The 15107-nt window shown below is 38.6% G+C and carries 9 protein-coding genes; 5 read left to right on the forward strand and 4 right to left on the reverse strand.

The genetic code is table 11. The annotated features are described in order from the left end of the window. Window positions 1-20 precede the first annotated feature (20 nt). Window positions 21-527, forward strand: a complete 507-nt coding sequence (locus tag BVU_RS05775) for a DUF4294 domain-containing protein (RefSeq protein WP_007847909.1) — start codon at window positions 21-23, stop codon at window positions 525-527. A 30-nt stretch (window positions 528-557) separates the two neighbouring features. On the opposite strand, the gene BVU_RS05780 is transcribed toward BVU_RS05775, so the two are convergent. After that, entirely contained in the window at window positions 558-1094 is a 537-nt protein-coding gene (locus BVU_RS05780; RefSeq protein ID WP_008666503.1) for an RNA methyltransferase, read from the reverse strand. Window positions 1095-1815: 721 nt separating this feature from the next. On the opposite strand from BVU_RS05780, the gene BVU_RS05785 reads away from it, so the two are divergent. Both BVU_RS05785 and nadA read left to right on the forward strand, forming a co-directional pair. Beyond that, window positions 1816-4134: an outer membrane beta-barrel protein gene (locus tag BVU_RS05785; protein WP_011965068.1), complete on the forward strand. Its 2319-nt coding sequence runs from the start codon at window positions 1816-1818 to the stop codon at window positions 4132-4134. A gap of 101 nt (window positions 4135-4235) precedes the next feature. Beyond that, a complete protein-coding gene (gene nadA, locus BVU_RS05790) occupies window positions 4236-5228 on the forward strand; it encodes a quinolinate synthase NadA (protein ID WP_005849968.1) in 993 nt (330 codons plus the stop codon). A gap of 254 nt (window positions 5229-5482) precedes the next feature. Here the strand turns inward: nadA and BVU_RS05795 are convergent, their stop codons facing one another. Further along, window positions 5483-6064: a non-canonical purine NTP diphosphatase gene (locus tag BVU_RS05795; protein ID WP_005844057.1), complete on the reverse strand. Its 582-nt coding sequence runs from the start codon at window positions 6062-6064 to the stop codon at window positions 5483-5485. Between the two features lie 159 nt (window positions 6065-6223). Here BVU_RS05795 and BVU_RS05800 point away from each other — a divergent pair, with 159 nt between their 5' ends. Then, window positions 6224-6751 carry a GNAT family N-acetyltransferase gene (locus BVU_RS05800; protein ID WP_005844055.1) on the forward strand — a complete coding sequence of 176 codons (528 nt, stop codon included), beginning with the start codon at window positions 6224-6226 and terminating at the stop codon, window positions 6749-6751. 98 nt (window positions 6752-6849) lie between these two features. Here the strand turns inward: BVU_RS05800 and BVU_RS05805 are convergent, their stop codons facing one another. Then, window positions 6850-7746: a YitT family protein gene (locus BVU_RS05805; protein ID WP_005849962.1), complete on the reverse strand. Its 897-nt coding sequence runs from the start codon at window positions 7744-7746 to the stop codon at window positions 6850-6852. Window positions 7747-7827: 81 nt separating this feature from the next. Then, complete coding sequence (gene leuS / locus BVU_RS05810; protein WP_005849960.1) at window positions 7828-10662, reverse strand: leucine--tRNA ligase; 2835 nt, start codon at window positions 10660-10662, stop codon at window positions 7828-7830. A 367-nt stretch (window positions 10663-11029) separates the two neighbouring features. Between leuS and BVU_RS05815 the strand changes: the two genes are divergently transcribed. Next, entirely contained in the window at window positions 11030-15013 is a 3984-nt protein-coding gene (locus BVU_RS05815) for a hybrid sensor histidine kinase/response regulator transcription factor (RefSeq protein WP_011965069.1), read from the forward strand. The last annotated feature ends 94 nt before the right edge of the window (window positions 15014-15107 follow it).

Genomic DNA, 15107 nt, shown 5'->3' on the forward strand with positions numbered 1-15107 from the left:
CGACTACTATAAACGGATACATGGTACCTGTATGTGTATACAAAGGAGATACTATTCCAGCTGTACAGTTACCTAATGTATACATTTTCAGACCATTAAAATTCAAAAACGAAAAAGAAAGACGGGAATACTACCGCCTGGTAAGGAATGTGAAGAAAACCCTGCCATTAGCCCGTGAAATTAACCGTGCTGTGATAGAAACTTACGAATATATAGAAACACTGCCTGACAAAAAAGCCAGGGAAAAGCACCTGAAACTCGTAGAGAAGGGACTAAAAGAGCAATATACACCGATTATGAAGAAATTAACCTTTTCACAGGGTAAACTGTTGATAAAGTTAGTAAACCGTCAGACGGATTCTTCCTCTTATGAATTGGTAAAAGCTTTTATGGGACCCTTTAAAGCCGGATTCTATCAAACTTTTGCAGCACTTTTTGGTGCCAGCCTGAAGAAAGAATATCATCCGGAGGGAGAGGATCGACTGACCGAACGGGTGGTATTGTTAGTTGAAAACGGACAAATCTAACTGATTCCTACTGTTTGAATTTTACTCTTATTATCTGAATTTCATTAATTTATTGGCAAACTCCCATAAAATAATTCCTGTGGTAACCGATACATTCAACGAATGTTTTGTGCCGTATTGGGGAATCTCAACACAACCGTCGCAAGCATTGACCACTTCCTGCTGTACCCCTTTCACTTCATTTCCCATTACGATGGCATATTTTTTATCGGCATCCAGTTCCAGTTTATCCAGCAAAGTACTGCCTTCCACCTGTTCGATAGCCAATACGGTAAACCCTTGATCATGAAGTTCCTGAACGGCATCAAGCGTATTCTTTTTATATCTCCACTCCACCGAATACTCAGCTCCTAAAGCTGTTTTATGCATTTCGGGATGGGGAGGAGTGGCTGTAATACCACATAAATAAATGCAATCTACCAAAAATGCATCCGATGTGCGAAACACTGACCCTATGTTGTGTAAACTGCGTACTTCATCCAGCACCACTGCTAAAGGCAACTTATCGGCTTTCTTGAATTCGTCTACAGTAAGCCGGTTCAGTTCTGTTATTTTGAGTTTCCTCATACTCTATTTTCTACTTTATTATTAACGGTTACAAACTTACATAAAAATCTATGATCTTTACGCCTATATAATGAAAAAGAAGTCTCTCCTACTCTCTTTTTATTTTTACTTCAGTCCTAAACTCAATTGTAAAACAGATGGATTTCTTTATACAAGAAAAGATAATAACTAATTCACATCCCCCTGTTGATAACGGTTGAAAACATGTAAAAAGGATGAGGATATCATTTCAAAAGTATTTCTTGCATATTTCAAATAATGGTATAATGTACACTTAAAATCAACAATCCAAAAATTAATCACATAACTTAAACAATCAATATCAACACAATTTAATCACTATTTCAGGCGTTCATAACCATAAAGTTTTTAACTCATATTCTTATCAACAATATGTTAATAGAATAAGTAAAACCTGTATTATCAGTATTTAAGCCGGTTGATTATTTATTCATATTTTGGTATTATATATAAATAACTTATCAGGCAAGAGAAAGAACTCTTTTTTACTAACAATATAAACAGCCTATTATTAATACCATATTTCTTTTTTTGAAAGAAGGAGAAAAAATATAGATATAATAGATACAAAGAAATTGTTGGTAACTGTTCATTGTGTTTCTTGAAATGTAACCTGTAGTAATTTCCTGCGTCTAAGTAACAGAAATAAAAGGTAGAAGATCGCGGTCTTTTTATTAACTAATGCACTAAGATAAAGAATATGATAAAAAGAATATTGGTTGCCACATCACTTTTGTGTATGTGCTGCATACTTTTTGCTCAAAATGTACAGGTTAAAGGAAAAGTTGTTTCAGAAAATGAAGCGGTGGAATTTGCGAATGTCGTATTGCAGACAAAGGATTCTATATTTATAGCCGGAGGAGTAACCGACAGTAAAGGAAGGTTCATGATGGAGAATATCCAAGCTGGAAGTTATCTGCTTTGTATTTCCGGTATGGGATATACCTCCCGGATTATATCATTGGATCATTTAGCTGTTTCTAAGGATTTAGGCGTTATCATGATATCTCCGGAATCGATCCTGTTAAAGGAAGTGGTGGTAACGGGAGCCAGTGTGATAAATGCCGCCGACAGGAAAATTATCCTTCCTACAGCACATCAGTTAAAATCGGCCGGCAATGGTCTGTCTTTATTGCAGCAGATGAAGCTGAGCAGAATACAAGTGGATCAAATGCGTAACAAGGTAACATCCTCCGGTGAAGGGGATGTACAGTTACGGATGAATGGAGTAAATGCCGAGATACAGGATATATTGGTTCTTCGTACTGAAGATGTGATTCGTATAGAATATCATGATGCTCCCGGTTTGCGATATGGGGATCATACGGCTGCTGTGATTGATTACATTGTAAGACGGCATGAAACCGGTGGCTATGTGGCTTTGGATGCGCAGGATTCTCCGCACGTACTTTTTGGAAACAATAATTTTATGGTGAAGATAAACCATAAAAAGTCAGAATTCGGTTTGAATTATAATAATGTTTATCGTTCGGTAGATAATTATTGGCGTAATAATTGGGAAACTTTCCGCTATGAGGATGGTTCTTCCTTTACACGGGTGGAAGATGGCATTCCGAGTAGAATTTCCACTTATGGACATAATATAGGATTGAATTATAGTTTTCAGGATCAGGGGAAATGGTTCTTTAATTCCACTGTACGGTGGGCTTTTAATAAGAACAAGCAGAATAACCAAAGCAGTCTGTATGTTTTGGAGAAGCCTGAAGAAATTTTGATGATGAAAGAACATAGTACGGGCCGGACTTCCCGTCCGTCGGTGGACTTGTATTTTCAATGTAAACTGAACAATGACCAGTCATTGATTATCAATGCTGTGACTACTTATATTGACACTCAAAGTGACAGGAGTTATACGGAGGAGAAGAGTGATGAACCGCTGACTGATATTTATTCTACTGTATCGGGAAATAAATACTCATTTATAGGAGAGGGTATTTATGAAAGGAAAATAACCAAGAAGAGCAGATTGAGTGCAGGACTGAAATATCAGCAAAGTCTGGCGGACAATACCTATGGTGGAAACGAGTCATCTGAAACAAAGATGCATGAAACCCATGCGACAGCTTATGTGGAATACAGTGGGAAAATGGATCGTTTCAATTATTCTTTTGGACTGCAAGGCAGTTATTCACGATTCAAACAGAAAGAGGAAGGATATAACAGGTATTCGTTATTGCCCCGTTTGAGATTTGGGTATCAATTTTCAGATAATGTCTTTGTCCGTTACCGGGGACAGATTTCACGTAAATCTCCCGGTTTGTCCGATATGGGAAATGTGAGACAATTGATTGACTCTTTGCAGGTGAGAAGCGGAAATCCGGAATTAAAGATATTCACAGTATATAAAAATGAGTTGGAGGCAGATTTCCGAAAAGGTTTGTTTAGTGGTAATTTTCACTTGTCGTATCAGTATCAGCACAGGCCTATCATGGAAGAAACCATACGAGATAAGAATAACAGTTTTGTCCGTACCAATGCCAATCAGTTAAGTTGGCAGAAATTGAATCCTGAGTTGGAATTGAAACTCGGTCCTCTGAAAGATATTTTGACTTTTTCTTTTTCCACCGGTATAAATTATTATGATAGTCGTGGCTTGGATTATCATCATACATATACCAATTGGTATTACAGGGCCGAAGTGATGGCATCTTATAAAAGATGGTCCGGATTCTTTCAAATGGAAAATCATCGGAATAATTTCTATGGGGAAACATTGTCATACGGGGAGAGTTTTCATACCTTGGGATTGTCCTATCGATACAAGCGTTTAAATATCGGGGTGATGACTTTGAATCCATTTGTTGATAATTACAGAATGGGAGGAGAAATGTTCAGTAAAGTGGCTCCTTCTAAGAATTGGTGGTATGTGAAAGAGAGCTGCCGCCTGTTTGTGGCAAAAGTATCATGGAATATCAGTTTTGGACGTAAGTATGAAACCATGCAGAAACGTGTGTATAACGAAGATAGCAATGCAGGTACATTGAAGTCGGGGAAATAAAAATCACTATTTTGGGTGGTCATAACCATAAAGTTTTTAACTTTGCATATTATCAATACCATATTTCTTTTTTTGAAAGAAGGAGAAAAAATATAGATATAATGAATAAAGAGGAATGGTTGAAAAAAGGGTATGTTACCGAACCGGTAGACAAAACTCTGGATTTGAAAACTGAAATTGATAAGTTGCGTAAGGAAAAGAATGCGCTTATCCTAGGTCACTATTACCAGTCGGGCGAAATACAAGATATTGCCGACTTTGTAGGTGACAGCTTGGCGCTGGCACAATGGGCGGCTAAAACGGATGCGGATATCATTGTGATGTGTGGTGTCCACTTTATGGGTGAAACGGCTAAGATTCTTTGTCCTGATAAAAAAGTGCTGGTACCGGATTTGAATGCAGGCTGTTCATTGGCCGACAGTTGTCCTGCTGATGAGTTTGCTAAATTTGTCCAAGAGCATCCGGATTATACAGTGATTTCGTATGTTAACACTACAGCGGCTGTTAAAGCGGTGACCGATGTGGTGGTCACTTCTACTAATGCCAAGCAGATCGTAGAAAGTTTTCCGGCAGATGAAAAGATTATTTTCGGTCCGGATAGAAATTTGGGTAATTATATCAATTCGATTACAGGACGCAATATGTTGCTTTGGGATGGTGCCTGCCATGTGCACGAACAGTTCTCTGTGGAGAAAATACTGGAGTTGAAAAAACAGTATCCTGACGCTGCTGTTCTGGTTCATCCCGAATGTAAAGGAGCCGTTTCCAAACTGGCCGACAAGGTTGCTTCTACGGCAGGATTGTTGAAATATGCCATTGCCAGTGACAAAAAAGACTTTATTGTGGCTACAGAAAGCGGTATTTTGCACGAGATGCGTAAGAAATGTCCTGAGAAGAACTTTATTCCCGCTCCTCCCGAAGACAGTACCTGCGCTTGCAATGAATGTAATTTCATGCGTCTGAATACGCTGGAGAAGCTGTACAATACGTTAAAGTATGAATGGCCGGAAGTGACAGTGGATGAAGCGGTAGCTGAGGAGGCAGTGAAACCTATCAAGAAGATGCTGGAAATTTCGGAGAAGCTGGGATTATGACTTTTGTAAAAGATAACAAGATGTGGTTAATAAAAGACGTTTCTGTTATTCTTAAAAGTAAAGGGGAATTCTTCTGGAAAGGATTTATCATCGGAATAGGAGTGACATTTCTGTTTCATTAAAGATTTGTTTTGACGGAATAATGGTTCTCATGGAAATCATTATTCCGTCAAAATTGTTTTCAAAGGAAAACAGAATACTTGTTTTTATGAGGCTCAATAGAGGTAAACAAATGATATAACTAATTTATATAGTTACGCCTTCAGAAACCGGCAAAGTTTCTCTACGGCCAGTGCACGGTGACTGATTTTGTTTTTCGTCTCATTGCCTAGTTCGGCAAAAGTTTTAGTATATCCTTCGGGCACAAAGATAGGGTCGTATCCGAAACCTGACGAACCTCGTTTTTCTTTGATAATCTCACCTTTTACAATTCCTTCGAACAAATGCTTCTTTCCATCCAGAATCAGGCAGATAGCTGTGCGGAATTGTGCTTTTCTATTTTGCACTCCTTGCATATTCTGCAATAATTTTTGCATATTGGCTTCCGCATTGTGTCCTTCGCCTCCGGCATAACGGGCGGAATAAACACCCGGAGCACCATTCAAAGCTTCCACTTCCAGGCCTGTATCGTCGGCAAAACAGTCTAAACCGTAGTTTTTATAAATATACTCCGCTTTCAGCATAGCATTGCCTTCCAACGTATCAGCAGTTTCGGGGATATCAACATGGCAATGGATATCTTTCAAACTCAATAATTCAACTTTTTCTCCTAGAATGGAGGATATTTCATCCAGTTTATGAGCATTGTTTGTAGCAAATACTAATTTCTTTTTCATTTTATATCATATTAATTGAATGCAAAGATACTGAGAATGAACCAAAGTAAGATAATTCCTGACAGAATAATATAGGTGAAAAGGTAAATAGTAATTTGTTTGCTATGTGTATTTTCAATTTTTGATTATTTTTGTTGGTATCATTTGATACTTGATAGTATGGTATATATAGAAACTCCTCATTTGTTGTTACGGGACTGGGAGGAAGAAGATATTCTTCCGTTTGTCCGTATGAACAGTGATAAAGAAGTAATGGAATTCTTTCTCACTACTTTGACAGAGGAAGAAACGATGGCTTTTTATTGTCGTATCCGGAAAGAATTTGAAGAATATGGTTATGGTTTGTATGCTGTAGAATGTAAAGAAACTCAGAATTTTCTAGGCTATGTGGGTTTTCATAATATTGCTTTCGAGTCGGATTTTACTCCCGGAGTGGAAATAGGCTGGCGGTTGTGCCGGGATGCATGGGGAAAGGGATATGCCACAGAAGCCGCTTCTGCCTGTCTGGATTATGCGAGTGATAATTTACCTTTTAAAACGGTATATTCGTTCACTGCCATACCCAATAAACGCTCTGAACGGGTCATGCAGAAAATAGGAATGCATTTTGAAAAAGAGTTCGATCATCCTTTGGTGGAACAAGGGCATTGGTTATGCAGACATATATTGTATAAAATAGAAATTTGAGAAAATAGATTAACCGATATGTAGTAATCCTATCATTGCTTCATCGTTCTGTTTTTCAATGCAGAAACAGTGAAGCAATGGAAGAGATTATTTTTTAGTTACTTTATTTTTAGTTTGTCGAATCCTTCGCCATACACTCCTACCACATTACTTTGTGATATAAATGCATTGGGATCAATATCTTTCACCAATCGGAATATATCCAGTGACTGGCTTTTCTTTGCCAGTACCACTACGACCTTGATTCCTTGTTTGCTATACCATCCTGTACCATCCAATAAGGTAACTCCACGATCTATTTGTTTGGTGATTCCTTCGGCTATTTCATCATGTTTACGCGAGAAAATAAGGAACTGTACGGATTGGCGTGAACTGTTTATAACATAATCAATCACAATGCTCATAATAAACAATACGCAGAAACCAAACAACACCCGTTTCCAGTCATGGAATATGAAATAACAGGAGGATATGATGACAATATCACAATACATCATCATGCGGCCAAGGGTTACATCTTTATATTTATTGATAATCCAGGCAATGATATCCGTTCCGCCGGTACTTCCATTATTGCAGAAAACAATGCCGATACCAAATCCCAGCAAGCCGGCACCTACTACACAAGCCATGAATTCTTGTCCCGGTCCTAACAATTGCGGCAGTGTACCATCCGGGTTTTTCAATAATGCTTGAAAGAGCCATAATAGGAATGTCAGCATAAAGATGGCATAAATGGTTTTAAGGCTGAATTTAGGTCCTAGTATCTTTAATGCGAAACCTAAAAAAACAGCGTTGATAATAAAATAAGAAACCTGGATTTCAATGCCTGTAACATAATATATAATGGCTGAAATACCGGTTACTCCGCCTGTAGTTATTTGATAAGGCAGTAAGAAAGCCGCCCATCCCAGTGCATAGCAAATCAGTCCGAAGGTAATGGATAAATAGTCTTTTACCTCTCTGCCTAGTTTGATTTTTAATATTTGGTCCATGGTAATGAGGATTGTTTTTAATGTAAGTAGAAAGGTGTGTCAAAAGTTACTGCTTTTGACACACCTCAAGGATAGTATCGATTATAATACGATGTTTACAATTTTTTTGGGAACGATGATTACCTTTTTCGGGGTTTTGCCTTCAATCCATTTCTGGGCTTGTTCATCTGCCATAACTGTTGTCTGAATGGTATTGTTATCAGCATCAGCGGCGAAATCCATGGTGAAACGTGCTTTGCCATTGAAAGAGATAGTGTATTTTACAGTGTCTTCTTTCAGGTAATCTTCATTGAATGCAGGCCATTGTGCATCGCATACGCTGGTGGTATTTCCCAAAGCTTCCCAAAGTTCTTCTGCATAATGTGGAGCGAACGGAGCTAACAGGATGATGAGATTGCTCAATACCTCTTTATTGCGACATTTCAATGAAGTAAGTTCGTTTACACAAATCATGAATGCACTGATAGAAGTGTTGTAAGAGAAAGTTTCAATATCTCCGGTTACCTTTTTAATCAGCTTATGAATTGCTTTCAACTCTTCTTTAGTCGGTTCACCCTCTACAGGCAAGAATTCGTCTGTGCGGCTATAGAACAGATTCCACAGTTTCTTCAAGAAACGGTGAACACCGTCAATACCATTGGTATCCCAAGGTTTGGACTGTTCTACCGGACCGAGGAACATTTCGTACATACGCAGCGTGTCGGCACCGTATTTCTCGACAATCATATCCGGATTGACTACGTTGTACATGGATTTACTCATCTTCTCTACCGCCCATCCGCAGATATATTTTCCATCTTCCAGGATAAACTCAGCATCGTTATACTCAGGACGCCATGCTTTGAAAGCTTCTACATCCAGAATATCGTTGGATACAATATTCACATCCACATGCAGCGGAGTGGTTTCGTACTGGTCTTTCAGGTTCAATGACACAAAGGTGTTGGTGTCTTTGATGCGATATACAAAATTGCTTCGTCCCTGAATCATTCCTTGGTTTACTAATTTTTGGAATGGTTCTTCCTTGATACTTACGCCCAGATCATGCAGGAACTTGTTCCAGAAACGAGAATAAATCAAGTGACCCGTAGCATGTTCGGTGCCGCCTACATAGAGATCTACATTTTGCCAGTAATGATCTGCCTTTTCTGATACTAGTGCTTGTGCGTTGTGTGGGTCCATATAGCGCAGATAGTATGCGGATGAACCTGCGAAGCCCGGCATGGTATTCAGTTCAAGCGGGAATATAGTGACGTTGTCAATCAAGTTGTTTTCCACGACTTCACCTTTTTCTACATCCCAGGCCCACTTGGTGGCATGTCCCAATGGAGGTTCGCCTGTTTCGGTTGGCAGGAACTTAGCTACTTCGGGAAGTTCAAGCGGCAATTTAGATGAGTCAATCATATAAGGCATACCGTTTTTGTAATATACAGGGAACGGTTCACCCCAATAGCGCTGGCGTGAGAAGATGGCGTCACGAAGACGATAATTCACTTTCACGCGTCCCAAATTATGGGCTTTCACATATTCTTTGGTAGCTGCGATAGCTTCTTTGATGGTCAGTCCGTTTAAAGAAAGGTCACAATAAGGAGTGACATCCTTGCGGGGTGAGTTGCAAACAATACCTTCTTTGGCATCGAAACTTTCTTCACTTACATCACAACCTTCTACCAACGGAACGATAGGCAGATTGAAATGTTTTGCAAAAGCGTAGTCACGGCTGTCGTGAGCAGGAACCGCCATGATGGCGCCTGTTCCATAACCTGCCAATACGTAATCACTGATCCATACGGGAACAGCCTCGCCGGTAAACGGATTGATGGCGTATGAGCCACTGAATACACCGGTTACGCGGCGGTCGGCGATACGTTCACGTTCCGTACGTTTCTTGGTGCGGTCCAGATAGGCTTCCACTTCGGCTTTCTGTGCTTCAGTAGTAAGTTGGGGAACCAGTTCGCTTTCGGGCGCCAGTACCATGAAGGTTACACCGAACATGGTATCTGCACGGGTAGTAAAGATAGTGAATTCAATATCACTGTCTTTCACTTTGAATTGTACTTCCGTACCTTCCGAGCGTCCAATCCAGTTACGCTGTGTTTCTTTCAGTGAATCAGTCCAGTCCACAGTGTCCAGTCCGTCCAGCAGCCGTTGTGCGTAAGCCGATACGCGTAAACACCATTGGCGCATTTTTTTCTGAACGACGGGGAAACCGCCGCGTTCCGAAACTCCATCCACCACTTCGTCATTGGCAAGAACAGTTCCTAGTTGCGGGCACCAGTTCACCATGGTTTCTCCCAAATAGGCAATGCGGTAGTTCATCAGGATTTCCTGTTGTTCTTTTTCGCTTTTGGCATTCCATTCTTCGGCTGTAAAGCTGAGTTCTTCGCTGCAAGCCGCATTCAGTCCTTCGTTGCCGTACCGGGCAAATGCTTCCGTTAGTTCGCTGATGGGGCGTGCCTGCTGTGTATCGTTACAATAATAGCTGTTGAACATTTGTTGGAAAGCCCACTGAGTCCAATGGTAATATCCTGGTTCACAAGTACGTACTTCACGGTTCCAATCAAAAGAGAAGCCGATTTTGTCCAACTGTTCACGATAGCGGTTGATATTGTTCACAGTGGTGATGGCAGGGTGTTGTCCGGTTTGTATAGCGTATTGTTCTGCAGGAAGTCCATATGCGTCATATCCCATCGGATTCAGCACGTTGAAACCTTGCAAGCGTTTGTAACGGGCGTAAATATCACTGGCTATGTATCCCAACGGATGTCCTACGTGCAATCCGGCTCCCGACGGATAAGGGAACATATTCAATACGTAGAATTTCTTTTTGCTTTCGTCTTCAGTCACTTGATAGGTATGGTTCTCTGCCCATCTTTGCTGCCATTTCTTTTCAATCTCTCTGAAATTGTATTCCATGATCTATTTTTTGTTATTTAATATCTTTGTTATTAAGTGATTGCAAAGATAATGAAAGTCGGGGAGATATATGGAAAGAACAGAAATAAAAAACTTCTTGTTATGTATATAGATTTCTTTTTGATGACACTTTTTGGAGGAATATATAATATATATACCTCCAAAAATTATTATATTTATTTAGACAAATAGCAGTTGTAAGATTTATAATCTTCCGAGGATAAGATTATAGAACTTACAAGTATATTATTTAGATGTTTAAGGTGTAGATGTATTATTTTTCCTGTTTCAATACGAATTCTTTGCCAAAATCATCTACAAAACAATTAATTTCCATAACTTTGTTTCATCAATATATCTGATAACTATGAAGTACTTTTTCCTCTTTCTCTTTTTATTTTTTGGTAATTACTCTGTTTGTGCACAACATATGATCTCCAAACAGCTTCCTTTTTTTTATCAACTTTCTTCTAATGAGATTTTTGATATCTATCAGGATAGAGAAGGATATTTATGGATAGGAACCACTAACGGGCTGGCAAGGTATGATGGTTTCCGCTTACAACCTTTTCGGTCTGATTATAAAAATCTGAATTTGCTTACAAATAATTCAATTTCAAATATAGTGGATAATTCTCGCTATGTATGGATTGGTACATGGAAAGGATTAAATCTTTATGATAAACAAACTTGTAAAATAATTCCTTTTCCGGATACAAGACTGCTGGATAAGGGGATTAATTATATGGCAGCAGATAAGGAAGACAATATTTGGATAGGAGCTGGTAATACAATATATAGATGTAATTCTACGGCTTCTATTGCGAGGGAATATGATATTTTTGGCTCGCAACAGAATAAGCATACTATCAATTTTGTTTATCAGGATAGAGAGGGAAATATGTGGGTACTTACGGGAGGAGGCTTGTTCAAGTATGATGATAAGTCAGATTCCTTTATTACTTATCCTCCATTAGGCAAGAATAATGCACCTTATACTATGTGTCAAGATCAATCGGGCAATTATTGGATTGGTACGTGGGGTGAAGGATTATGGCAGTTTTTTCCACAAAAAGAAGGAGAGGAATGTTATAAAAGGCATCATATTATCAATTCCAGAAGTGGGGAAACGGAACCGATCTTTTATAGTATGACGCAAGATAATACATTCGGCTACTTGTGGCTATTGTCTTATAATGAACTTTACGCCTTGCAATATACCGAAGAGGGTACATTGGTATCTGTGGATATACATGATTTGGTAGATACACACATGATGTACACTAAAATCATGAAAGACAGAGAAGGGAATCTGTGGCTGGGGTCTTATGATATGGCATATACTATTTTCTTTGATAATTCGAAGATTGATAATTATCCTTTGCCGCAACTTAAAAAACACATGGGTTGGGATGCAAATATCTTGAATCTTTGCTTGGATAAAAATGATGTAATGTGGGTCAATCAGGATAGATACGGGCTTTGCCTGTATGATTTGTCACAAGATCTATTTGCAGATAATAGTGGTAATAATTTGTCAAATCCGGGCGAAGTAAGCATTATTGTGAAATCCAAGCTTAAGGAAGGAGTATGGATCAGTCCCAGATATGGTGCACGGGTAATGAGAATGACTCATCAGGGTATGAAGATACAGTTGGAAGAGGATATTGATTTGGAAAAACAAATCTATAATCCGGGAAATATCAGGGACTTGATTGAGGATAATAAAGGTTGTTTATGGATTTTTAGCCAGTCGGGGCTTTATGTAAAGCGTCCTGATAATTCTATTTTACTTGTAGCAAGTTCTGATTTTCCAGAGATGTCTTCCTTGACAAGTGATAGGGAAGGTAACATATGGGGAGTGTCTACTGATAAAAAGGTGTACAGGTTAAGCTGTATTGATAGGAATATATCTTATGAATTAAAAGCTTGTATTCCAGTCCTTTCAGGACAGGAAAATGTAAATCATGCCTGTATAGATAGGGAGGGTTGCTTATGGTTGGTTTCTTCTTTAGGAAGAATATTCAAATCGGATACGAATAAAGAGGCATTTGAAAATATGGCTTTGGATAATCAGATAGATGATTGCTCTGTGTTGGGATTACTTGCTGATGAAAACAATGTGTGGATTATAACTAACAAAAAGGTGCTTCAATATAATATTTATCAGAAGGTATGTATGAATTATGCTACTTCGGATGGGAACATATGGGTTGATGTATTCAGATACAGAGCGATAAGCAGGGACAGGCAAGGAGGGCTGTATGTAGGTGGGCATCGTGGTTTTATACATATTCAGTCTGGTAGTGTCTCATTGGCGGATAAGATACAGTTTTCTTCTGTCGTTACGGATGTAAAAATTGAAAATAAAAGTATATTCTTTGCTGAAGATGAATCACTTCATACCATCAACCGGATTTCTTTGGCCCCCAATTCCAGAAATATAGAAATATTTTTTTCATCGCTTATCTATTCATTGAATTCCAAGGTAGAGATGGCTTATAAATTGGATGGAGTAGATAAGGATTGGGTATATCTGCCCTATGATAAGAATTCTGCTTTTTATAATCAGTTAAAGAAAGGTACTTATTCATTCTGGTTAAAATGGAAATATGGACAAGGAAAATGGACGGAAGGCAAAGTTGTATTGGTTATTGTTCAGGCTCCGGCTTTTTATGAAACTTGGTTGGCATATATGGTTTACCTTGTTTTGATTGTACTTGCTGTCTATCTGTCTTTTCATACTTATGCGCAGCGTATTAAAATCAAAAATGAAGTGAAACTAAAAGAAGAGCTGGCACGGACAAAATTGAACTATTTTACAAATATCTCTCATGAATTACTAACTCCGCTGACAGTCATTTCTTGTATTACTGACCATTTGGAACAAAAAGTTCCTGCTATCCGACAACAGTCTGTAATACTGAAATCCAATGCCGACAAACTGAAACGGTTAATACAGCAGATTTTGGACTTTAGAAAGATGGATGTGGGAAAAATGAATCTGAATGTGTCCGAAGGAAATATCAGTGAGTTTATACAGAATATTTGCAAGACGAATTTTCTTCCTCTTGCTCAAAAGAAAGGCATAATTTTAGAGATTGACGTAGAACCATTGGAAATTAAAGGTTATCTGGATTTTGATAAATTAGACAAAATAATATATAACCTGTTATCGAATGCCATAAAATACACTCCCGAATATAAATGTATCAAAGTAAACGTATATCTTATAAATAAGGAAGGAAATAAGGTCTTGGTTATCAAAATAAAGGATGAGGGAATAGGTATCTCACCTAAAGAAATCAATTATATTTTTACTCGTTTTTATAGTAGTAAGAAACGGGTGGGAATAGAATCGAATGGTATCGGGCTTTCTTTGACGAAAGAGTTGGTGAATCTTCATCATGGAACTATTACAGTAGACAGTGAATTAGGTAAAGGTACCTGTTTTACGGTAGAACTTCCCATTGACAGAATGGGGTATAAGCATGATGAAATAGTGGATGAGATGGAAGGTGTGACAATGGATATCACCGAATGTGCAATTGTAGCAGAAGATGACGTTTCATCCGATGGAGCTACGGATAAATCTACCCTTCTGTTGATAGATGATAATGCAGAATTACTCTATATAATGAAAGAGATGTTTAAGGAAAAGTATAGTGTATGGACTGCGGCAGACGGACAGCAAGCTTGGGATAAACTAAGCAATCATGAAGTGGATATGATTATTTGCGATGTGATGTTGCCTGATATCAATGGTTGGGAGCTTTGCACCCGCATCAAGTCGGATTTGCGTTTTAATCATATTCCAGTGATCATACTTACGGCGAAGAACGGTATTGATGACCGGATAGCCAGTTATGATGCCGGAGCGGATGGTTATATTGCAAAGCCATTTGAAATGAAAGTACTTTTTGCCCGTGTGGATAATCTTATCAGATCGTTTAAGATGCGTCAGGCGGCTTTTCGTAAAGAAGAAGACGTCAATTTGGAAACTTTAGCTTATCCGTCTGCTAACAAGTTGTTTCTGCAGTCTATTATTGCAAGCATAGAACAACATCTGGAAGAGTCTGAATTTGATTTGGAAAGACTTTCTGGAGAAATGAACATGTCCAAATCTACTTTATATCGTAAAATAAAGGCTATGACCGGGTTGACGCCTTTAGACTTTGTACGCAATATAAAGATGAAGCGTGCCTGCATGATGTTGCTTGCACGTACTCAGACCATATCTGAAGTGGCATACGCTGTAGGATTCAGTAATCCTAAGTATTTTACGAAATGTTTTAAAGAGGAGTTTGGTATGACTCCTACTGAATACCAACAGTCACATATCAAGGTCTAGTAAAAGAAGGGATAAATTTCTGTCATTAGGGTATTGAAACGTTTCATGAAAGGATTTTATACCTTTTGTAAAGTGTTTCGATACCCTGTTGTTT

This window comes from Phocaeicola vulgatus ATCC 8482 (assembly GCF_000012825.1).
In the GTDB taxonomy this organism is placed as follows: Bacteria; Bacteroidota; Bacteroidia; order Bacteroidales; family Bacteroidaceae; genus Phocaeicola; species Phocaeicola vulgatus.